We start from the raw sequence: 21,306 nt of genomic DNA, 5'->3' as shown, positions 1-21,306 counted from the left end.
ACATTATTCCCCTTTACGAGACTCCGTCATTTGTTTCCATACAGAACCTTTTGCTTCTTCTCCGCCTTCAATACGCTCTAATGCTAGACGCGCTTGCATCGCTACTTCAAACTCTGGATCATCTTGCGCTGCTTTTAATGCCGGAATCGCACTTTCATCTCCAAGTTCAAATAAGAACATCGCTGCACGCCAGCGTACTAATTTACTTGAATCTTTCAGAGATTTAATCATAACGAACATCGCTGCTGGATCACCTACGTCTGATAAGCAATCGCCCGCTGTACGGCGAACACTTACTGAACGATCTAATAACGCTTTATATAATAACGGCAATACTCCATCACCTTTTACCATACCTAAATACGCTGTTGCTAAACGGCGGATTGAAACCTTTTCATCATCTAACGCCATCTTCAACACTGAAATATCTTCTTCAGTAGGATCCATTTGTTCTAATGCTGCAAAACGGTTTTTCCAGTCAGCATCTTTCATCATCTCTTCTGTTACTTTATATGGCTCACGCTTTTGAATCGTTACTTCAACAGCACCTGCCTGGTTTAATAATTCTTTAACTGTTTCATTTACACGTTCTTCTGAATAAGCAGCAACAATCTCTTCTACTACTTCTTTCCCGATTTCTTCAAAATTACCGTAACGTGTACTTTGTTCCACCCATTTACGTTCTTTTACAACGTTTGGTGCAGACATTTGTACTTTCATAATTGATTCTTTAAAACGATCTGGTAAGCCAACACGTTCTTCCGATGTTCCATCTGTTAACTTTACTTGCATTGGAATTGTAAAGAACATTTGAACAAACACTTTCACTTCCCCAAAATGAGCAAGTTGTTGTTCTTCACTTTCTTCTACTACCTCTTCGCCGAAAACAGAACGAACTTGTTGTAATAAAACTTTCCAGTCAAACTTCGCATTTCGCTCCACTGCTAAAAAGTCGGCTACATGATATACACCTTTAATGCCTTCAATTTTCAAAATTTCTTGCACTTGCATTGGTGCTTGTTCTTTATTTTCATTTGTATAATTATTTCGCGCTCCTGATGGTAATACTTCATTCAAAATAACTTTCATTGTATTTGGACTTGGCGTCGGTTCAATTGCTTTAATCTTCACGTAAAAAACTCTCCTTTATTGCGTGTTCTTACGTGTATTGTAACATGTTCCACCTCTCTAAACCTACTCGGATGCTTTATCTTGCTGATTTCTTTCCATCATCATACTTTTTCATTCTTTCTCTTTCCACCTAATTCCCCCAAACCATTGTTTAACGTCCTCTCTTATTGTGATGCGCCCTCCCGCCTTCTCTCCAAAAATGTAATGCTCTCTATCACAACTTCAGTTCTATATATTCTCTTCCCCTGATCATCCTCGTAATTACTCGTATGAATACGTCCGGTAATTCCAACAAGTGACCCCTTCGTACAATATTCAGTTACATTCTCAGCCGATTTTCTCCATACGAGACAATTAATAAAATCTACTTGTTGCTCACCTAAACTATTTCGAAAACCTCTATTTACCGCAACACATACTCGTGCATAAGCGACGCCTTGCTTTGTGTAGTATAATTCTGGCTCCTTTGTCAATCTACCGATTAATACAACTCGATTCATCATAAGTTATACCACCTCACATATTTTTCTTTATTGTAAAGAAAAATGTATGCAGGGTAAAAAGCGTAAAATAATATATTTTAAAGTAAAAAATATTATTTTATATGCTATAAAAGAAAAAAAGAAACCTTACATATATTAAACATGTAAGGTTTCAAAATTTATACTTCACTACAGGAAATGTAATATCCACCGCGAGCCATCTTTATCTCAACACGGTACATTACATTTTCTAAGTAAAAAGTAATCGGTTTAACTTTACTCTCAAAATTCAATTGTTCCTGACATTCAACCGCATACCTTTCGATAGTGGAAATAATAACTTCTGATGATGGATACGTTAAAGCATCTTCTAGTTCTATGAAAAAACTTTTAGAAAATAGTTTTTTCATAATCCCTTTCTTCTCTTTCATCACATTCCATCCCCCTTTAACTCAAGTTATCAACATCCACATTATACCATATCATCAATTTATCTTTAAAAATAAAAAAATCCTGCATTTTTCATGCAGGATTTTTTTATTAGTCATTTTTCGTAAAGTAAGAAACGAAACGAAGAATTTCTAAGTATAACCAAACTAATGTAAGCATTAGTCCCATCGCAGTGTACCACTCCATATATTTCGGAGCTTGACTACGTACACCATTTTCGATTAAATCGAAATCTAGTAATAAGTTTAATGCAGCAACTACGATAACAACTGCACTAATAATAATACCGATTGTACCGCCTTGGTGAATGTACGGAACAGTTACACCAAACATGTTTAATAGAAATACGACTAAATACATAACCATAATTCCAAGTGTTGCTGCCATCACGCCTGTACGGAATTTATCCGTTACCTTTACTACACGCGTTGCATATAACACTAACATTGCAAATAGAATTGAGATTGTTAGTAATACAGCATTTAAAACGATAGAATCGCCAAACTTCATTGTATAAACCGCTGAAATACTCCCTAATACAACCCCTTCTACCGCTGCATAGATTGGTGCACCAAAAGGTGAAATACGTGGGAAGAACATAGACGCAAATGCGATGATTGCCGCAACGATTAAAGCACCAATTAGTACTGGCATCTTCATCGTCCCCTGCATCATTTGTATGTATGAATAGACAGACGTTGCAAGTAGCAAGATAAGCATAATAAACGTTTTGCCTACTGTTCCGCCAATCGTCATCGCAGAAGCGCTTGCTCCCTCTTTACGGAATGCCTCTTTTTTCAACATTGGATTAGATGTTCTCATTTTTTCCCTCCTAAAATAGGTTCTACCAATAGTGTAAAGTTTTTCTCTTTACTTTTCAATATATGCAGCTTGTTTTTATTTTAATCCTTCAACGATGTCTGATAGTTCACTCCATCTTTCCATCGTTTTTTCTAACTCTTCTTCTGTTTTCTGCTGTGCTTCAGATAATTCTTGTGCCTTTGTGAAGTCAGATCCAACTTTCGCAAGTTCTTCTCCAATTGACTCAATTTTCTCTTCTAGTTCGGCAATTGTATCTTCAATTGTTTCCCATTCACGCTGCTCATTGTATGAAAGTTTACGTTTACGTTGTTGTTTCGGAGCTTCTTCTACCACTTTTTTCTCTTTTTGAACTTCCGCCTTCTCAATAAGTTCTTTCGTCTTTTCCAGTTCTAAAAAGTCCGTATAACTACCTAGGAATTCACGCACTTCGCCTCCGCCACTAAAGATGAACAATTCATCTACTACTTTATCTAAGAAGTAACGGTCATGCGATACAGTTAAAACGACACCTGGGAAATCTTCTAAATAATCTTCCAGTACTGTTAATGTTTGTGTATCTAGATCATTCGTAGGTTCATCCAGTAATAGTACGTTTGGTTCTCCCATTAAAATACGTAATAAATATAAACGTCTTCTCTCGCCACCAGATAGTTTACCAAGCGGTGTACCATGTGAATGCGTCGGGAATAAGAAACGTTCTAGCATTTGAGATGCACCAATTACTTTTCCATCTGTCGTATGAATAACTTCTGCAATCTCTTTAATGTATTCAATCATACGTTGATTTAAATTCATCTCTTCGTTTTCTTGCGTATAATAAGCAACTTTTACAGTTTGCCCTACTTCAACTTCACCACTATCAGGAGATAGCTTACCTGCAAGCATATTTAATAGAGAAGATTTTCCGCTTCCATTCGCTCCAATGATTCCGATACGATCTCCCGGTTTCACAATATGATTAAAGTTGTGTAATACCGTTTTATCACCGAATTTTTTCGTTACATCTTTTAACTCAAGTACTTTTTTCCCAAGGCGGCTACCGCTAAGTGCAATATCAACTGACTGTTTTGCAGCTGGTCCTTCTTGACCTTTTAACTCATCAAATCGTTGAATACGTGCTTTTTGCTTTGTCGAACGAGCTTTTGCACCACGTCGAATCCATGCTAGTTCGCGGCGATATAAGTTTTGACGTTTTGATTCTTGCGCAATTTCTTGTTCTTCACGAAGTGCTTTCGCTTCTAAAAATGTACTATAGTTTCCTTCGTAACTATATAGTTTACCATTGTCTAATTCAAAAATACGGTTTGTCACACGATCTAAGAAATAACGATCATGTGTTACAAGTAATACGGCACCATTATATCTTGCTAAATATTCTTCCAACCATTCAACTGTCTCATGGTCAAGATGGTTCGTAGGCTCATCCAAAATTAATAAATCAGGTGTTTCAATAAAACATTGCGCCATTGCAATACGCTTTTTTTGTCCACCAGATAGGTTTCCAACAGTTGCTGTAAAATCAGTAATTCCTAATTTCGTTAATAACGATTTTGCACTCGCATTTGCTTCCCATGCACTCATCGCATCCATACGTTGCTGCACTGCAAATAATTGTTCCTGTACTTTTTCATTACTTGGATTTTTTTCGATATTTAATAACGATTGTTCATAATCACGAAGAAGACGAATTAAAGGTGTATCACCATGGAACACTTGCTCTAATACTGTTAGTTTTTCATCAAACTCTGGTTGCTGTGATAAATAACTAATTGTATACCCACGTGAATGCGTCATATCACCTGTATCAGGAGTTTCTAACCCTGCAATAATTTTTAATAATGTCGATTTACCAGTACCGTTTACACCAATAATCCCGACACGTTGTCCTTCTGTAATACTACATGATAATCCATCAAATAACGGTTTTTCTCCGTATGATTTCGATAAGTTTTCCACAGTTAACATTTTCATATTTGTGCATTCCACTCTTTCATAAATTGTTCAATAAACTGTTCCATATAACGATGACGAACTTCAGCCTCTTGTTTTGCTGCGTTCGTGTTCATTAAGTCTTTTAGTTTTAAAAGTTTTTCATAAAAATGATTTAAAGATGGATCGTTATTTTTTCTATATTCATCTTTCGTCATCACTTCACGCGGAGGAATAGTTGGATCATACATTAATCTCCCCTTCGCTCCACCATACGCAAATGTGCGAGCTATTCCAATTGCTCCAAGAGCGTCTAAGCGATCCGCATCTTGAACAAGCTTCCCTTCAAGTGAATCCACTTTACCGCTATGACCACCTTTATAAGACATATTGGCGATGATATGAAGAACATGTTTACTTTCCTCTTCTTCAACATGTAACTCTTCTAACCAATCAGAAACTTTTTTCATTCCTGCTTCTTCACTTTCATTTAACTTCTCATCTGCCACATCGTGAAGTAATGCTGCCATTTCAATTATAAAACGATTTCCCCCTTCTTGCTCGGATAAAGAAATCGCCAGTTTATGTACGCGCTCAATATGATACCAATCATGCCCACTCGCATCTTTTTCTAAAATATGTTTTACAAAAGTAATTGTTTTTTGAATCTTTTCTTGTTTTGTCATTTTATCTTCACCCAGTTACTTATTGTAACACGCCCGCATTTTTTCATCACATATTTTCTTGTCCGCCCATACACTGGGTGGTAGGCATCATCATGAAGGAGGAATAAACATGTTCTATAATAATCAACCGCCTTACCCACAACAACCATTTTATCCTCAGCAACAAGAACAAAGATACACAGAACAATATGAAGAACAAGAGCAACAATATGAACAACATCCATACGCAACACCACAAAATCAAGAAGCTGAATATCAACAAAATCCATATGTAGCACCACAAAATCAAGAACAACAATTTCAGCAAAATCCATACGACACACGTCCAAATTACGAATATCCTCAAAATCCATATGCAACACCGCAAAATCAAGAACAACAATTTCAGCAAAATCCATATGTAACACCACAAAATCAAGAACAACAATATCAACAAAATCCATACGTAACTCAGCCACAACAACCGCAATACCAACAACAAATGTACCAGCCAAACTACGATGCACGTGTCTCACCGCCTAAACCACCAACAATTGATCTAACACAACCACAAATTTTACCCCCTGGACCAACATTTGATATTACACAACCACAAATCTTACCCCCTGGACCAATTACAGAACCAACACAACCACAAATCCAACAAGTTGTCGGTACACAGTTTTTACCTTTAAAAAAACCTGTACTAGATTTCGTAAAACCTTGGGTAGATTACGGTTTAAATGAAGCAAAACATACATCACACAAACACGCTTTAACAGAAGTTGCTGCAATTATGTTTTTAGTTGGGAAAGGATTCAACCCGACGATTGCACATTATATTGTGGAATCTTGGGAGAAGAATGAGCAGTTTTAGAGGTTTTTATTCCCACAAAACTATAAAAGTGTCACAAATGCCTATTTCATAAGCATTTGTGACACTTTTTGTTTGTTATGTTAAATTTCATTTCAATACTGAATTACTGCAGTTACCTTTTCCTTCTAGGACCTACAATTAATTTAATCGCCGTTCTTTCTTGATCATTAATAGTAACCTCTTGAAATGCTGGAACAAAGGCCAAATCAATACCACTTGGAGCAACAAATCCTCTTGCGATTGCAATTGCTTTAATCGCTTGATTTATAGAACCCGCCCCAATCGCTTGAATTTCCACATTGCCACTTGTTCTTAGTACACCAGCTATTGCACCTGCTACTGAATTTGGTTTTGATTTTGAAGATACCTTTAATATATTTTCCATGTAAGTTGCTCCCTCTATTATTTAATTGCTCTTTTGTTACGGTTTAAAATATTTCAACGTATCTTTTATTACTATTCACACCAAAAGCAAACAATGCTACATATGTACATTCATTCGATACTTTTCGTCTTCTTCCTGCCCCACTATGTAAATAAAAGATAATAACCATAAACTCTAATATACAAACATTCAAAAATAGACATTCACTTAAACGATCACATCATTGCAACTGAGGATAATGGTTTTACTTTCACATGTAAAATATGAGTGCCCGCTTTACTTCAATCTTTCAAGATATTCCACTGATATTTCCACCAAAACATCAACCTTTTCTTCTTCAAAATCGTTACAGCTACTATTCTATTACTACATTTCATCGTATTAGCACTTTATACTCCAAATCTATCACCTTTTATATAAGACAAGCATAAAATACTATGAGTATACACTTCATTCATAATAGGAGGTAATATATTGGGTTCATACTATCATTCTTCAAATTCAAATAAAAAATGTTCATGTAACTCTTCTTCCAGTTCATATAAAAAATGTTCATGCAACTCCTCTTCTAGTTCCTATAAAAAATGTTCATGCGACCATTCACATAAAAAAAGCTGTCCAGCATACGGCACTTTTTGGCAAACTGAGTTTATAACTGTTCCTTTTGGAGATCCTTTTCCATTTAATCACGTTGGCCCTATAGCAGGAGGAGTTTCCTTACTAAATCCTACTACTATACAATTTAGTCAAGCTGGTGATTATAGAGTTTCTTTCATTTCAACGATTAACACTACTTCAAATCCTGTATTTCCACATATTCCAGTCATGACTATATTTTTAAATAATAATCCACTCGCTAATAGTCAAGGTGATTTCGCTTTCCAAATGAATACTTCATCAAATAACGAATGTCTTCAACTAGCAGGCGAAACGATTGTTACAGTGACAGCTAATTCCACTCTTCAACTGAAAAATAATAGTGGTTTTAATCGTCAAAGTATTGCAACTTGTGATAATGGTATTAATTCAGTTGAATTAACAGTTATAAAACTAAGTTAATAATCCTCTTCACATTCAGATGCTATTTCAGCATCTTTTTTTATTGAATAATGCTCTTTTGATTCCTATAATCAAACATAAATTCCATTGTACGTTTCTGTTAATCTAATAAACATGAAAAAAGTACCGAACTCTTCTACTACAAAAGTTCGGTACTTTTTATATTAAAAACCCCTCATTCTTTCTTACTTCTCCACATAAACCGACTTAACAATTGTACGATTATACGGTTGTCCTTCTTTATTCGTCCCTTTTATATCCATCGTAACGTTATATACTCCTGGTTGCTTTATGTCCTTCAAAGCACCAGTAAACGTATTGTTATTACCCTTTTGTAATTCATTGTATTCAGAGACTAGTTTCCCTTCTTTATTAACTACTCTTACTGTTATAGAAAGATCCCCTTTCATTTCAGGTGCCACAGGTGATTTTTTCAGTTTATACTCAGATTTATTCACTTTAACTTTTGTAGGCATTTGGAGAACAAATGGTGCACCACTATTGTAATCGCTTACAATTAGAAATGCATCTTTCGACTGCTTCGCCATCATTTTAACTTTCCATTCTCCTACATCCATTTTATCAAATTTAAATGTTCTAATTGTCGCACCACCAAAGAAAGATTCACCTTCACCAGTAGTAATAACGCTATCCTTATTTGTATACATTTTTCCTTTTGGAGACATCATTTGTACTTCTACATCAGAAGACGCTGTTAAGATAGAAACTATTCCTTCAGCTTTTTTATCAACCGTAACAGTTTGCTCTATCCACTGATTTTGTGGCAATTCTCCTCCTAATATGTTTTGATTTGAAGTTGTATTTAATTGTTCTATATTTTCATTTGAACTAGTGCTGGATGCTACTAAAGCTGGTACGGCTACACTTGCTGTACGTAAATATGGTTCAATTCGAGAGAAAACAGCAGATCCTTTTCGTATATTATCATGATCAAATCTGGAATCTGTAAATAAATGCGTTCCATATGGCAGCTTAGCACTCCACTCATTTACTAGTCCATCATTTGAACCGTATGATGACAAATATAACCCGCCCATAGATAGCGCAGAAAATACTGGTCCCCAGCTAGTCCCAGTAGCCGTATAGTAACGGTTTAATTTAGCTGCTGGATTATTATCAATCGTTGAACGAAATTTTGCCATTTCGCCCATTTGTAATGAGTACGTACCATCATCTTTTTGACCTAATATAGAAGTCAGCCATCCTGCCCACCAACTATATGATAAGTCCGCTAAATTTGAGCCATGATGTGGCGTCGCAAGCGTAATAACATTTCCTACAAATCGATTTGCACCATATCCTACTAATGCAGCCTGTGTATCGATACCGCCTTTACTATGTGCTACAATATTAACTTTTTTACCGAAGTGATTATATATTTCTTCTAATTTTTGTGCTAACAATTTTCCGTTGTCCCACTGACTAGCTGACCCTTTCCCAGCAGCATCATATAATTGTATAAATACTGTTTGATAGCCTGCTTTCAAAGCATAGTCATACATATCATTTATATCGTGATACACTGTCTTTCCATACCAACTATCAGCATTCCCATTCCTTCCTTGTACAAAAAGAATTGGAGGCTTATTCTCATCATAATTAGCAGGTTTTTGACCTAAAAACCATTCTCCAGGTGTAAATACTTCTGTATCAGGAAATCCCGTTTTAATTTCTTTTACTTCCTCCGCCCCTACCTTCGTACTAACAGCCATCGGAGTCATAATAAAAAATGCGAGAAGTAATAACATGCACCTTTTCAAAATCCTCATTAACATTCCCCCCTTTTTTAAAAGGAAGCACTATTTTTACTCTAGTTATTTTTGCAGGTGAAATAAATAGTAACTGTCCTTTCTTATGAAACGTTATTCTCTCAACATTTATTCATTCCTTTTCCTATTAAGCTCATTAAAAATTTCTCAACATATTTCCAGCTAAAAAAGCTGCGTATAAAAGGTCTATTTCATAACCTTTTATACGCAGCTTCTTTCTTATAAATCAATGATATACTCATCATCATATTTATCATATTGGAGGCCTGATCCTATTTTTGATTCCGTAACTTGATCTCTTAAAAACGGTGCAGCTTCCATTTTGCTAGTTGCAATTTCAATTCCATATTTTTTCGTTAAATGGGCTAATTCTATTAAAAACCACTCTCTTCGCAATGTAACTGGAATATCCAATGTTCTTCTTTTCATATATAATAGCACCTCTTTAATTTCATAACTTAATGAACATCATTACATGCACGTGTGAAAACTACCTTTCATCACTAACATCCAATGAAACATTATAGTATATGCATGTCCATTTTAAACGTGCTATTACAAAACAATATTTTAGTTTACATAATCATATTATGTAAGAGTAGAAGAGAAAGGTATATCCCTTCCCTTCTACTCTAGAAACTTAAATTAAGAACATCTTGGTACACCTAAAGCTAAGAATAAACCTGCTACTCCCGCAGTAATCGGTACTTTTAACGTAATAACATCGTCTACTTTCGTTACTAAAAAGAAAGCATTACCTTCTTGTAATATACAAGTTATCAATAATTGAAATTCCATTTAACCCCCCCTTTCAATCGTTATATTATACTTTATGAATTCTCCTTAAAAATGTAATAGGAAATATATCTATTTTTCCTTATATATAAAATAAATATTTATAAATCTATTAAAAATACTAATTTTCTAAATTTATATAAATCGTGTAATATCCAATAAGTTCCTATATAATCAATAGTGAAAATCTTACAAATGGAGGTATAAAAATGGCGATTTTGAGTAATATTGGTGCAGCTTTATTTTTTATTGCTTTTATTCTTTTAATTCTATGTATCATTTCATTCTTTAAGAAAAATGGAAAAGCAAAACAATATGGTCGTCCTACCGTTATTCTTTTTATGATTTCAATTCTCTTAACAGGAATGGGCACTACAAAATCTGAACACCCAGTCATCGATTTTTTTGCTACTTTAAGTTTAATTTTATTTATTTTTTTCCTTATTCTAGCAATCTTATCCGTAATTAAAAAGACAGGTGTAGCAAAAAAACAATTTATTATCACTGCTATTTTATTTGTCATTTTTGTTGCATTATCAAGTATTTCAGCTCCTTCTTCTGAAAAGACGACAGCAACAAATAAACAAGTCGCTTCTAATAATGCAGAGAAAAAAGATGATAAAAAGAAAGAAGCGGACGAGAAAACTCAAAAGCAAGAAGATGAGAAGCGTCTAGCCGATGAACAAGCTCGTAAGCAAGAGGATGAAAAACGTCTAGCCGATGAACAAGCTCGCAAACAACAAGAAGAGCAAAAACGTCTAGCTGATGAGCAAGCTCGCAAACAACAAGAAGAGCAAAAACGTCTAGCTGATGAACAAGCTCGTAAACAACAAGAAGAGCAAAAACGTCAGGCTGATGAGCAAGCTCGTAAACAACAAGAGGAACAAAAACGCCAGGCTGATGAGCAAGCTCGTAAACAACAAGAGGAACAAAAACGCCAGGCTGATGAGCAAGCTCGTAAACAACAAGAGGAACAAAAACGCCAGGCTGATGAGCAAGCTCGTAAACAACAAGAGGAACAGAAAAAAGCACAGCAAGCTCAAACACAACCTGCTGTAAGTATCAATAGTAATGTAACTTACGCAAATTGTGCCGCAGTTAGAAGTGCTGGGAAAGCTCCTTTATATAGAGACCAACCAGGTTATAGTTCTAAACTTGATCGTGATGGTGATGGAGTCGCATGTGAAAAATAGTAATAAAAAAAGAAGCTTCTAGTAAGCTTCTTTTTTTATTACATAGTATTGCAACTATTTACCTCCCCTCCCTCTTCCTTTTATAAAACTCATTTTATTATTCTCAAATCAGACACATAATAAGTGATTTCAATCACCACATTGTTTTTCATTTATCGCTATTCTTAATTTAGATATTACATTTAAACTTTATGGAGGCATTCATATGGAACATACATTTACTGAAACTTCAATTGTTGGTGAGATTGTTACACAATTTCCGAAAGCTAGTGATCTTTTTAAATCTTATAGAATAGATTTTTGTTGTGGTGGTAATAAGCCGCTTATTGATGCAATTCATGAAAGAAATTTATCGGCTTCTGAAGTAATTACAAAGTTAAATACACTTTATCATAATACGAAACGATTAAATGAATCTGAAATTGATTGGAAAAATGCTTCTTATCGTGAATTGATTGATTATGTAATTCATAAGCATCATCGTTATTTAAATGAAGAGTTACCGCAGTTAAGTCCATATGTGACGAAAGTATTACGCGTTCATGGAGCAAATCAACCTCATTTAGCTCAAATTCATAAGCTGTTTCATGAACTTAAAATGGAATTAGAACAGCATTTAATTAAAGAAGAAACGGAAGATTTTCCATTAATTTTAGAATTTGAACAAAATCCAACTGATGAAAACTATGAAAAGTTAAGCAAGGTAGTAGATGAGTTGGAAAATGAACATAGCCACGCCGGAAATATTATAAAAGAACTTCGTAAAGTGACAAATGACTTTACGCCGCCAGAAGGAGCTTGCGGCACTTATCGACTTGTTTATCAACGTCTTGAAGCGCTAGAGTCTGATTTATTTGAGCATATTCATTTAGAAAATAATATTTTATTTCCACGTGCAATTACAAGAGCATAAATAAAAGCAGGACATGAGTATTTCTACTCATGTCCTGCTTTTTCATTACGTGAATAACATCCACACTTCTCCCCTTCACATTAACCCGAATTTTAATAATTTGTGAATCATTATAGAAGTGTGATAAATATCACATCTCCCCCTTTTTTGATTTTCTATAATAGAAATATAATCCTTTGTTCAACATTTCACATAAAAAGGGGAAACGAAAATGAAAAAACGTTTAGTGATGATCGGAAATGGTATGGCTGGCATACGCTGTATGGAAGAAATATTAAAACATGATAGTGATTCATATGAGATTACTATTTTTGGAGATGAACCGCATCCAAACTACAACCGTATTATGCTCTCTCATGTTTTACAAGGCAAAACAAATATGCAAGATATCATTATGAATGAATATAGTTGGTACGATGAAAACGAAATAACTTTGTATACAAACGAAAGAGTTCAAAGTATTAACCGAGAAGAAAAAATTATTACTACAGAAAAAAATCATACTCTTACATATGACAAGCTCATTATAGCAACAGGTTCTAGTGCTTTTATTTTACCTGTTGAAGGTTCCACACTTCCTGGTGTAACAGGATTTCGAACTATTGAAGATACACAATTTATGATAGATACCGCTAAAGAAAAGAAAAAGGCCGTTGTCATTGGTGGCGGGTTACTCGGTTTAGAAGCCGCAAGAGGTCTAATTGACTTAGGAATGGACGTACATGTTGTTCATTTAATGCCTAGCTTAATGGAGCAACAACTAGATACGAAAGCAGCTTCTCTATTGCGTGAAGATTTAGAAGCACAAGGCATGAAGTTTTTAATGGAAAAGAAAACTGTAAAAATTCTTGGTACAGACTATGTTGAGGGCATTCAATTTGAAGATGGTGAAGTTGTAGATTGTGATTTAATCGTAATGGCTGTCGGAATACGACCAAATACGAAAATAGCAAGAGATGCTGGTCTCATTGTCAATCGAGGCATTGTAGTCAATGACTACATGCTTACAAATGATGAATCCATTTATGCAGTTGGCGAATGTGCAGAACATGATGGTATCGCATATGGACTTGTTGCCCCTCTTTATGAACAAGGCGCAATATTAGCGAAACATATAACGAATTTACAAACTGATGGATATACGGGCAGTATCGTCGGTACGCAATTAAAAGTTGCTGGTTGTGATTTATTCTCTGCTGGCCAAATTTATGAAGATGATCAGACGAAAGCAATTTCAATATTTGATGAATGTAAACGTTCCTATAAAAAAGTATTAATTCGTGATAATAAAGTCGTCGGTATCGTTTTATATGGTGACACAGCTGATGGCACACGCCTCTTTAGCATGTTAAAGAAAGAAGAGGATATACAAGAATATACAGCCGCTTCCCTTCTTCACAAAGCTGGTGAAGAAAGTGAACTTGACGTTGCTACAATGAGTGCAGATGACACGATTTGTGGATGTAATGGTGTTACGAAAGGTACAATCGTTCATGCCATTTTAGAGCAAGAGTTAACTACTTTTGAAGAAGTAAAAGGCTGCACGAAAGCCGCAGGATCTTGTGGTAAATGTCGTCCGCTTGTGGAACAAGTTTTATCTCATACACTCGGAGATGCTTTTGATGCTTCTGCGCAGTCTGCTGGTATGTGCGGATGTACAACTTTATCACGTGATGAAGTCGTAGCCGCCATTCACGAGAAAGGCTTAAAATCTCCAAAAGAAGTACGCAATGTTCTTGGTTTTGCACATGAAGACGGCTGTTCAAAATGTCGCCCTGCTTTAAATTACTACTTACGGATGGCGATTCCAGAAGAATATGAAGATGATAAATCATCTCGTTTCGTTAATGAAAGAATGAATGGTAACATTCAGCACGATGGTACATTTTCTGTTATTCCACGTATGTACGGAGGCGTTACAACAGCTGATGATTTAATGAAAATTGCTGAAGTTGCGAAAAAATATGACGTCCCTCTTGTGAAAATTACAGGTGCGAGTCGAATCGGCTTATATGGTGTGAAAAAACAAGATTTACCTAACGTATGGGCTGACTTACATATGACTTCGGGGTATGCGTATTCAAAATCGCTTCGTAATGTAAAATCATGTGTTGGTTCTCGCTTCTGCCGTTTCGGTACGAAAGATTCATTAGGACTTGGTATGCTCCTTGAACAATCATTAGAAATGGTAGATACACCCCATAAAATGAAGATGGGTGTAACGGGTTGTCCGCGTAACTGTGCGGAAGTACTGACGAAAGATTTTGGCGTTGTTTGTGTCGAAAATGGATACCAACTTTATATTGGTGGAAATGGTGGTACAGAAGTACGCGAAGCTGATTTTGTAATGATTGTCCCTACTGAAGGTGATGTCCTTCGCATCGCTACAGCTTACATGCAATATTATCGTGAAACTGGTATTTACGGAGAGCGTACTGCCTACTGGACAGAACGTTTAGGTTTCGATCACATAAAAGAAATACTACAAGATGCAAGTATGGTGACTACGCTAAATGAACGCTTCCAAACAGCTCGTAGCACATATACGGAAGCGTGGGGACAAGCACTAGAAACGAAGTCATTAAAAGCGATGTATGAAGTAGAAACTGTGAAATAAGGAGCTGTGATCTATATGATACAAACGAAAGAAAAAATAAAAGTTATGCGTGCGGAAGACCTTCCTATTCAAATCGGTAAAGAAGTGCAAATGAAAGGTATGTCTATCGCCCTATTCCGCCTTTCAAATGGAGATATTCGAGCTGTAGAAAATCGTTGTCCTCATAAAAACGGACCGTTAGCAGAAGGAATTGTATCTGGAGAATTCGTCTTTTGTCCACTGCATGATTGGAAAATTTCATTACTAACAGGTGAAGTTCAAAAACCTGATGACGGCTGTATTCAAACATACGAAGTAGAAGTTATTGATGGTGACATTTATTTATACATGTAATTTTCGAAAGGAAGCCTCCTCTGGCTTCCTTTTAAATAAAAATAGAAGAGGTGCGATGATGAACGGATATGTATATTTAGTTGGTGCAGGACCAGGTGATGAAGGGCTTATTATAAAGAAAGCGATAGATTGTTTAAAGCGTGCAGATATCGTTTTATATGACCGTTTATTAAACCCTTTCTTTCTTAGTTATACAAAAGAAACATGTGAACTTATTTATTGCGGCAAAATGCCAAAGAATCATATTATGCGACAAGAAATGATTAACGCCCACCTCCTTCAATTCGCACAAGAAGGAAAAATCGTTGTCCGATTAAAGGGCGGAGATCCATCTATTTTTGGCCGCGTTGGTGAAGAAGCAGAAACTTTAGCAGCAGCGAACGTTCCATATGAAATCATACCAGGTATTACATCTAGCATCGCCGCTAGTAGCTATGCAGGTATCCCCCTCACCCACCGCAACTACAGTAATAGCGTCACTTTATTAACTGGGCATGCAAAAGGGCCTTTAACCGATCATGGAAAATATAATTCATCCCACAATAGCGACACAATTGCCTACTACATGGGTATAAAAAACTTACCTACAATTTGTGAAAACTTACTACAAGCAGGAAAGAAAAAAGATACGCCAGTAGCCGTCATTGAATGGGGTACAACCGGAAAGCAGCGCGTTGTCACAGGAACACTTTCAACCATTGTTCCTATCGTCAAAAACGAGAATATTTCAAATCCATCCATGACAATTGTTGGTGATGTCGTTTCCTTACGTAATCAAATCGCTTGGAAAGAACGTAAACCATTACATGGTAAAAAAGTTTTATTTGCATCCGCAACGAATAAAACAAGTTCAATGAAGCAAAAGTTACAAGAAGCCGGTGCAGAAATATATCAAATTCCTACTTTCAAAAAAGCAGAATACACATTAACACTTGAACAAATCAATGAAATTTTTAACGTTGATCGCCTTGTTTTTTGTTCAGCTGAAAGTGTAGAAATATTGATGCGATCATGTAGTAAACATCAGAAAGATATTCGTTCCTTACAGGCGAAACTGCAATCTTTGAACGTTGCCACTCAAGAAAAACTTATGCAATATGGGCTACTAAGTAAACAAGCAGAGTTCTCTTCCGATACAACTGTTTATTTAGGTAGAAATATTAATCGAATTGCTTTTATTCAAGAGAAAATTGGTGCCGGTTCATATATGATGACTCATGCGTATACAATTGATCATCGTTTCGATGAAGTCCATTCTCGTATGCTTTCTGAATTCTCATGGGATAGCATTGTGTTTGAAGGGCGTGCCTCAATTGATACATTTTTATCAGAAATAAAACGACTTGGCTTTATCGATATTCTTACTCTTCCCTTCTCGTATACCGATATTCCAACTTTACACTATGCGAATAAAGTCGGTTTTCATAATGTAGATGAGCAATTACAAGACATGATTATGAAGAAAGATTTGGTGGTACGATGAAAGGAATTGTATATGTTGGACACGGTAGTCGCCTGCGAGAAGGTAATGAACAATTCATTCACTTTATTCAATCTGTTATGAAAGAACGTAACGAAAGGAGTCAAAAAATAGCTTTTCTTGAACTAACGACACCTACCATTCAAGATGCCATTACAGAAACGATACTAGAGGGAGCAACTGAAATAATGATTGTACCTGTTTTATTATTTGCAGCAGCTCACTATAAACGTGATATTCCTTTTGAGATAGAAAAAATACAAAAGCAATATCCACATATAACATTTTCAGTTGTACAACCTTTTAGTACACATCCACATATGGTTGAACTTGTAGTAAAAAGAATACGTGAAACTATTCCAATGCAAAGTAGTAGTGTTTTACTCGTAGGGAGAGGTAGTAGTGACCCCCAGCCGATACATGAGTTACAACAAATCGGAGCAACTGTCGAACGAAAACTCGGTATGCCAGTATGTTGTTCCTTTTTAACGAAAGGAATGCCCACTTTTACTGCTGAGCTCAAGACTATAACATCGACTGCATCCCATGTATATGTCATGCCGTACCTTCTCTTTACTGGATTATTGCTTCAAAAAATTAAGTTGCATACAAAAAAATACGATCACGTTACAACTTGCAATTGCCTTCAGTTTGATACATATATGAAATTAACATTACTAGAACGAATGGAGGAATGTGTGTATGTATAACATGTATCCTCTTATGTTTAATCTACATAATAAAGTGGTCGTTATCATTGGTGGAGGTAAAATCGCATATCGAAAAGCGTCTGGATTAAAAGATACAGGCGCTTTTGTCACCGTTGTCAGCCCAGAAATTTGCAAGGAAATGAAAGAACTACCTTATATTACTTGGAAGCAAAAAACTTTTAGTAATGACGATATTAAAGATGCTCATCTTATTTATGCAACTACAAATCAACATGCTATAAATATGATGGTCAAACAGGCCGCCCATGATTTCCAGTGGGTTAACGTTGTAAGTGATGGTGCAGAATCATCGTTTCACACACCTGGTGTCATCCGACATGATGAATATGTTGTCACTATTTCAACTTCAGGTAAAGATCCATCGTTTACGAAGCGTTTGAAGCAGGAACTAACATCTATACTTCCTAAACTTGTAAAAAAGCTTTCTCGTACTCACAAATAATAATCTATTTCTTAGCTAAAATAGTAATTACCTTTGGACAAACGTTTTTTAGAAGCGTTTGTTCTTTTTGTTTTGGTTTCTTTTTTGAAACTGCACAGGCAATCTGCGAAGATATTGAATGGTGTTGGCAACTTGTAAACCAGTAAATGTTATGATAACTGCAACATTACGAGCAACTCGTTCCATTCAGTTTTTTATATTGGGTATTCATCCAACCAAATTAGCGCTTGTTCATAATCATCAAAAAATTTCACAGATTCTTTCGTATTGGATTGTTGCAAATAATTCAGTATCTCCCCTTCTTCAAGAAAAAATGCAATTGCCTTACTATGATTCAAAATGGTTTCATTGAAGAACTTATCTTTCCATGCTTTTTGAACAGAAAAATGAGTTGGCTTGTATCCTTTTCTATCTACCAATAATTTGTATTTCCGCCCCTCAGAAATAAATTGCTGACAAACCTGTTCAAAACCATTAAACCATTCATACACATCCTCTGTATTAATCTGGCCAATTAGATGGGTAACAATCAAATCTCCTGAAACTGTCGTTCTAATATTCCGTTTATTCAACTTAGAATCATCCCCCTTAGCGTAAAAATCTCATAACACTCTTACTTAATACTCCCATCCCTACAAAAGCAAGCTGACCAAAGGAAGCCTCTTTCTAGTACGCTAAACGTGTAAGAAGCGGAATGCCTTTATCTACTCGTTTCTTTAAAGTTCCTGATTGTAGAATTAGGTTTAAGGTCATACATTTATCCCTTAATTTCTTTATCCGTAGGCAAAACAATTGCAGCAATTATATAAAGTAACACTGTAAATCCACTAGTAAAAAAAGCTGATAATGCAGTTACTATGCGAAGAATACTTACATCAATTCCATACTTGTCGCTTAAACCACCTAATACACCTGATACTTGTTTATCTTGAGTGGACTTATATAGTTTTTTCATCTAAACACCCCCGATCCGATTAAATATTTGTATGCTAAAAATTAGTTCGATCTTTGGAAGAGATTTAAAATTTCTTTAACTGACCCTTTAATTGAATAACTTCTGATATCTATATTTTAACATAAAATTCCATAAAACTTCTGTTTTTCATTTTCAAACCACATTATTTTAGAATACAAGTGTTTGTTAAGCTAGCAATAAAAAACATATCGAAGCCTATTACTAAAAGAACCCTCCTAGATTACTTTAGGAGGGGTCTTTTTCTTTATTAATGATTCTTTAACATCACTAACAGCTTTTCTTGACTATACATCCATACTGTAATGATTAAACAAGCAAGTGCGACTTCTGATAATGCCATAAATCCAATTGCATAATGACCTGTTAGTTGGAATAGTAAAGTTAAAATTAGGGGCGGGAAGAACCCTCCTAGTCCACCTAAAGCTGAAACGAGTCCATTTACAATACCAGCTTGTTCAGAGAAGTACATTGGAACGAGTTTGAAGATTGTACCATTACCAATCCCTGCACAAAATGCGACTAGTAGGCAACCAAAAGTATACACGTTCATACTAGGCATAAATGATAAAATAATACCTGAAAGTGTTAAACCGATAAATACGAAGATTAATATTTTAAACGGGTTAAACTTATCACCAAGCCAACCACCAATCGGACGCATCATTGTTGCGAGTACGATGAATCCGGCTGTCCGCATACCTGCATCTACTTTTTCTAATCCGAAGTGAGATACTAAAAAGTTTGGTAAGTATACTGTAAATGCGACAAATGATCCGAATGTTAAAAAGTAAAAGATACATAAAAACCAAAGTTTTTCATTTTTATATACACCTTTTATTTGTTCCATTAATGGTGTATTCACCTTTTTCTCCTTACGATCACCTAATAAAAAGTTCATAAGTGCAAATGCTGCAAGTAAAACTAAATAACACTGTACTGTCGTTCTCCAGCCAACTGAAGTTGCAATGACAGGTGCTAAAAACGAAGTAATTGCTGTTCCGGCGTTACCGACACCGTAAATACCATTTACAAAACCGTGACTCTCTTTCGGAAAGTATTTCGGTAAAGAAGTTACCCCTACGGAGAATACGGCCCCACCGATTCCGACGAATAAGCCACCAATAATTAAATCCATCATTGAATTGGCAACACTAATATAAAAGACAGGAAATAATAATAGAATAAAACTAATAAAGAATAATTTTCTTGCTCCGAAACGATTTGTCCAATAACCAATTGGAATGCGAAGAACAGAACCTAAAATAACTGGTACTGCTGTTACCATAGAAATTTGTCCCGCAGTTAATGGAATATCCGCTTTAATATAAGGCATTAATGATGATAAAATGACCCATACCATAAAACCGATAACTAGATTAGAAGTTTGTAAACTTAATTGAAAATTAGGACCTTTCATCCTGTTCCCTCCTATGTATGCATAGTTATATTCATTCCCTCCAGCCTAATCACGTCCTAACATGATTAGGCTGAAAAGAATCAACCACCACTTACTGGCGGAATCATTGCTACGACATCGCCAGTTTGAATGATATCATCCTCATTTGCATACTCTTCATTTATAGCGACCATTATCTCACTTGAAATTGCTACGTTGTATTTCGTAATAAGGACTTCCTTTAGTTCAGCAACCGTAATATTTTCATAATCTATGTGCAAGGACGGCTTACTTGCTTCTTCTTGTAAATGTGCAAATAATAGTACTTCAATCATATTCTCATCTCCTTTCCAGGCTCACCATTTGCATACGCTACCTTCTCTAACTGATCACCTATCCATGACTCACCATCTTCCCAAAACTCTTTTTTCCAAATCGGAACAATTTGTTTTATACGTCCCATAATATATTCGTTCGCCTCATAGGCAGCTTTCCGGTGTTGTGTAGAAACAGCCACGACAACAGCAAGATCAGAAATTTGTAATGTACCAATGCGATGTGTAATGGCGACAAATGTCCCAGGCCACCTCTCTCCTACTTCAGTACCAATTTTTTCAAGCTGTCTTTCTGCCATCGTTTTATATACTACATATTCTAAATATAGCGTACGACGGCCTTTCGTAAATTCTCTAACAGTACCAATGAAAGTAGTAACTGCGCCACACTCACGACGAATTACTTTGTTTGTAACTTCTTCAATTGAAATAGGTGTATCAATTACTTCATAATACGTATGTGTCATCTTGCACCTCTTATCTTTGTATAAGTTAGCAATCTATT

24 protein-coding genes are annotated in these 21,306 nt (G+C 35.6%); 9 read left to right on the top strand and 15 right to left on the bottom strand.

Going from position 1 to position 21,306, the window contains the following annotated elements; genetic code table 11:
• Positions 1-3: 3 nt before the first annotated feature.
• The 6 genes from DN389_RS19215 to DN389_RS19190 all read right to left on the bottom strand — a co-directional run bounded on the left by DN389_RS19215 (position 4) and on the right by DN389_RS19190 (position 5,500).
• Positions 4-1,131: a conserved virulence factor C family protein gene (locus tag DN389_RS19215; RefSeq protein WP_048540927.1), complete on the bottom strand. Its 1,128-nt coding sequence runs from the start codon at positions 1,129-1,131 to the stop codon at positions 4-6.
• A 164-nt stretch (positions 1,132-1,295) separates the two neighbouring features.
• Positions 1,296-1,634: a single-stranded DNA-binding protein gene (locus DN389_RS19210; RefSeq protein ID WP_000982025.1), complete on the bottom strand. Its 339-nt coding sequence runs from the start codon at positions 1,632-1,634 to the stop codon at positions 1,296-1,298.
• Between the two features lie 158 nt (positions 1,635-1,792).
• Complete coding sequence (locus DN389_RS19205; protein ID WP_046959282.1) at positions 1,793-2,047, bottom strand: DUF4318 domain-containing protein; 255 nt, start codon at positions 2,045-2,047, stop codon at positions 1,793-1,795.
• A 106-nt stretch (positions 2,048-2,153) separates the two neighbouring features.
• Positions 2,154-2,885, bottom strand: coding sequence for a Bax inhibitor-1/YccA family protein (locus DN389_RS19200; protein ID WP_001260655.1), 732 nt, complete (start codon positions 2,883-2,885; stop codon positions 2,154-2,156).
• Positions 2,886-2,960: 75 nt separating this feature from the next.
• Positions 2,961-4,856 carry an ABC-F family ATP-binding cassette domain-containing protein gene (locus DN389_RS19195; protein WP_060488602.1) on the bottom strand — a complete coding sequence of 632 codons (1,896 nt, stop codon included), beginning with the start codon at positions 4,854-4,856 and terminating at the stop codon, positions 2,961-2,963.
• Positions 4,853-5,500 (bottom strand): HD domain-containing protein, encoded by a 648-nt coding sequence (locus tag DN389_RS19190; RefSeq protein ID WP_149237478.1) that lies wholly within the window; start codon positions 5,498-5,500, stop codon positions 4,853-4,855. The genes DN389_RS19195 and DN389_RS19190 overlap by 4 nt, the downstream gene beginning before the upstream one ends.
• 109 nt (positions 5,501-5,609) lie before the next feature.
• Between DN389_RS19190 and DN389_RS19185 the strand changes: the two genes are divergently transcribed.
• Positions 5,610-6,356, top strand: a complete 747-nt coding sequence (locus DN389_RS19185; protein ID WP_098190091.1) for a hypothetical protein — start codon at positions 5,610-5,612, stop codon at positions 6,354-6,356.
• A gap of 112 nt (positions 6,357-6,468) precedes the next feature.
• Here the strand turns inward: DN389_RS19185 and spoVS are convergent, their stop codons facing one another.
• Positions 6,469-6,741, bottom strand: a complete 273-nt coding sequence (gene spoVS / locus DN389_RS19180; RefSeq protein WP_000427790.1) for a stage V sporulation protein SpoVS — start codon at positions 6,739-6,741, stop codon at positions 6,469-6,471.
• A 474-nt stretch (positions 6,742-7,215) separates the two neighbouring features.
• Here spoVS and DN389_RS19175 point away from each other — a divergent pair, with 474 nt between their 5' ends.
• Positions 7,216-7,800 carry a hypothetical protein gene (locus DN389_RS19175; protein WP_002085940.1) on the top strand — a complete coding sequence of 195 codons (585 nt, stop codon included), beginning with the start codon at positions 7,216-7,218 and terminating at the stop codon, positions 7,798-7,800.
• Positions 7,801-7,985: 185 nt separating this feature from the next.
• On the opposite strand, the gene DN389_RS19170 is transcribed toward DN389_RS19175, so the two are convergent.
• From DN389_RS19170 to exsG, 3 genes are all read right to left on the bottom strand, one after another.
• The gene (locus tag DN389_RS19170; RefSeq protein WP_370512818.1) at positions 7,986-9,569 is read right to left on the bottom strand and encodes an esterase/lipase family protein; all 1,584 of its coding nucleotides are present in this window, start codon (positions 9,567-9,569) and stop codon (positions 7,986-7,988) included.
• Between the two features lie 240 nt (positions 9,570-9,809).
• Positions 9,810-10,019 (bottom strand): hypothetical protein, encoded by a 210-nt coding sequence (locus tag DN389_RS19165; protein WP_000830260.1) that lies wholly within the window; start codon positions 10,017-10,019, stop codon positions 9,810-9,812.
• A gap of 216 nt (positions 10,020-10,235) precedes the next feature.
• The gene (gene exsG / locus DN389_RS19160; protein WP_088058315.1) at positions 10,236-10,388 is read right to left on the bottom strand and encodes an exosporium protein ExsG; all 153 of its coding nucleotides are present in this window, start codon (positions 10,386-10,388) and stop codon (positions 10,236-10,238) included.
• Positions 10,389-10,594: 206 nt separating this feature from the next.
• Between exsG and DN389_RS19155 the strand changes: the two genes are divergently transcribed.
• From DN389_RS19155 to DN389_RS19125, 7 genes are all read left to right on the top strand, one after another.
• Positions 10,595-11,578, top strand: coding sequence for an excalibur calcium-binding domain-containing protein (locus tag DN389_RS19155; protein WP_149237477.1), 984 nt, complete (start codon positions 10,595-10,597; stop codon positions 11,576-11,578).
• Between the two features lie 205 nt (positions 11,579-11,783).
• Entirely contained in the window at positions 11,784-12,491 is a 708-nt protein-coding gene (ric, locus tag DN389_RS19150; protein ID WP_060488596.1) for an iron-sulfur cluster repair di-iron protein, read from the top strand.
• 211 nt (positions 12,492-12,702) lie between these two features.
• Positions 12,703-15,108 (top strand): NADPH-nitrite reductase large subunit, encoded by a 2,406-nt coding sequence (nirB, locus tag DN389_RS19145; protein ID WP_149237476.1) that lies wholly within the window; start codon positions 12,703-12,705, stop codon positions 15,106-15,108.
• Between the two features lie 15 nt (positions 15,109-15,123).
• Positions 15,124-15,441, top strand: a complete 318-nt coding sequence (gene nirD / locus DN389_RS19140) for a nitrite reductase small subunit NirD (protein WP_000616693.1) — start codon at positions 15,124-15,126, stop codon at positions 15,439-15,441.
• 58 nt (positions 15,442-15,499) lie between these two features.
• On the top strand, positions 15,500-16,924 hold the full coding sequence (locus tag DN389_RS19135) for a uroporphyrin-III C-methyltransferase (RefSeq protein WP_149237475.1): 1,425 nt from the start codon (positions 15,500-15,502) through the stop codon (positions 16,922-16,924).
• Positions 16,921-17,631: a sirohydrochlorin chelatase gene (locus DN389_RS19130; protein ID WP_149237474.1), complete on the top strand. Its 711-nt coding sequence runs from the start codon at positions 16,921-16,923 to the stop codon at positions 17,629-17,631. The genes DN389_RS19135 and DN389_RS19130 overlap by 4 nt, the downstream gene beginning before the upstream one ends.
• On the top strand, positions 17,624-18,094 hold the full coding sequence (locus DN389_RS19125; protein ID WP_149237473.1) for a precorrin-2 dehydrogenase: 471 nt from the start codon (positions 17,624-17,626) through the stop codon (positions 18,092-18,094). Before DN389_RS19130 ends, DN389_RS19125 begins: the two co-directional genes overlap by 8 nt.
• Positions 18,095-18,288: 194 nt before the next feature.
• Here the strand turns inward: DN389_RS19125 and DN389_RS19120 are convergent, their stop codons facing one another.
• The 5 genes from DN389_RS19120 to DN389_RS19100 form a co-directional block, all read right to left on the bottom strand.
• Entirely contained in the window at positions 18,289-18,666 is a 378-nt protein-coding gene (locus DN389_RS19120) for a SpoIIAA family protein (protein ID WP_149237472.1), read from the bottom strand.
• A gap of 185 nt (positions 18,667-18,851) precedes the next feature.
• Positions 18,852-19,049 (bottom strand): PspC domain-containing protein, encoded by a 198-nt coding sequence (locus tag DN389_RS19115; RefSeq protein WP_000737854.1) that lies wholly within the window; start codon positions 19,047-19,049, stop codon positions 18,852-18,854.
• A 268-nt stretch (positions 19,050-19,317) separates the two neighbouring features.
• On the bottom strand, positions 19,318-20,487 hold the full coding sequence (gene narK / locus DN389_RS19110; protein WP_000678171.1) for a nitrate transporter NarK: 1,170 nt from the start codon (positions 20,485-20,487) through the stop codon (positions 19,318-19,320).
• A gap of 80 nt (positions 20,488-20,567) precedes the next feature.
• Positions 20,568-20,801 carry a molybdopterin converting factor subunit 1 gene (moaD, locus tag DN389_RS19105; protein ID WP_098190083.1) on the bottom strand — a complete coding sequence of 78 codons (234 nt, stop codon included), beginning with the start codon at positions 20,799-20,801 and terminating at the stop codon, positions 20,568-20,570.
• On the bottom strand, positions 20,798-21,268 hold the full coding sequence (locus DN389_RS19100; RefSeq protein ID WP_098190082.1) for a molybdenum cofactor biosynthesis protein MoaE: 471 nt from the start codon (positions 21,266-21,268) through the stop codon (positions 20,798-20,800). Before DN389_RS19100 ends, moaD begins: the two co-directional genes overlap by 4 nt.
• Between the last annotated feature and the right edge of the window lie 38 nt (positions 21,269-21,306).

It is taken from the genome of Bacillus sp. AY3-1 (genome assembly GCF_008368785.1).
GTDB lineage: Bacteria > Bacillota > Bacilli > Bacillales > Bacillaceae_G > Bacillus_A > Bacillus_A wiedmannii.
This window is presented reverse-complemented; position numbering and strand designations above follow the sequence as displayed.

Excerpts from the sequence above, each read along its gene's own strand:
- ric (WP_060488596.1), top strand. The coding sequence starts at position 11,784 with ATGGAACATACATTTACTGAAACTTCAATTGTTGGTGAGATTGTTACA.
- DN389_RS19185 (WP_098190091.1), top strand. The coding sequence starts at position 5,610 with ATGTTCTATAATAATCAACCGCCTTACCCACAACAACCATTTTATCCT.
- narK (WP_000678171.1), bottom strand. The coding sequence starts at position 20,487 with ATGAAAGGTCCTAATTTTCAATTAAGTTTACAAACTTCTAATCTAGTT.
- DN389_RS19115 (WP_000737854.1), bottom strand. The coding sequence starts at position 19,049 with ATGAAAAAACTATATAAGTCCACTCAAGATAAACAAGTATCAGGTGTA.
- DN389_RS19135 (WP_149237475.1), top strand. The coding sequence starts at position 15,500 with ATGAACGGATATGTATATTTAGTTGGTGCAGGACCAGGTGATGAAGGG.
- DN389_RS19190 (WP_149237478.1), bottom strand. The coding sequence starts at position 5,500 with ATGACAAAACAAGAAAAGATTCAAAAAACAATTACTTTTGTAAAACAT.
- DN389_RS19170 (WP_370512818.1), bottom strand. The coding sequence starts at position 9,569 with ATGTTATTACTTCTCGCATTTTTTATTATGACTCCGATGGCTGTTAGT.
- nirB (WP_149237476.1), top strand. The coding sequence starts at position 12,703 with ATGAAAAAACGTTTAGTGATGATCGGAAATGGTATGGCTGGCATACGC.
- nirD (WP_000616693.1), top strand. The coding sequence starts at position 15,124 with ATGATACAAACGAAAGAAAAAATAAAAGTTATGCGTGCGGAAGACCTT.
- DN389_RS19155 (WP_149237477.1), top strand. The coding sequence starts at position 10,595 with ATGGCGATTTTGAGTAATATTGGTGCAGCTTTATTTTTTATTGCTTTT.
- spoVS (WP_000427790.1), bottom strand. The coding sequence starts at position 6,741 with ATGGAAAATATATTAAAGGTATCTTCAAAATCAAAACCAAATTCAGTA.
- DN389_RS19130 (WP_149237474.1), top strand. The coding sequence starts at position 16,921 with ATGAAAGGAATTGTATATGTTGGACACGGTAGTCGCCTGCGAGAAGGT.
- DN389_RS19125 (WP_149237473.1), top strand. The coding sequence starts at position 17,624 with ATGTATAACATGTATCCTCTTATGTTTAATCTACATAATAAAGTGGTC.
- exsG (WP_088058315.1), bottom strand. The coding sequence starts at position 10,388 with ATGGAATTTCAATTATTGATAACTTGTATATTACAAGAAGGTAATGCT.
- DN389_RS19165 (WP_000830260.1), bottom strand. The coding sequence starts at position 10,019 with ATGAAAAGAAGAACATTGGATATTCCAGTTACATTGCGAAGAGAGTGG.
- DN389_RS19195 (WP_060488602.1), bottom strand. The coding sequence starts at position 4,856 with ATGAAAATGTTAACTGTGGAAAACTTATCGAAATCATACGGAGAAAAA.
- DN389_RS19200 (WP_001260655.1), bottom strand. The coding sequence starts at position 2,885 with ATGAGAACATCTAATCCAATGTTGAAAAAAGAGGCATTCCGTAAAGAG.
- DN389_RS19210 (WP_000982025.1), bottom strand. The coding sequence starts at position 1,634 with ATGATGAATCGAGTTGTATTAATCGGTAGATTGACAAAGGAGCCAGAA.
- moaD (WP_098190083.1), bottom strand. The coding sequence starts at position 20,801 with ATGATTGAAGTACTATTATTTGCACATTTACAAGAAGAAGCAAGTAAG.
- DN389_RS19100 (WP_098190082.1), bottom strand. The coding sequence starts at position 21,268 with ATGACACATACGTATTATGAAGTAATTGATACACCTATTTCAATTGAA.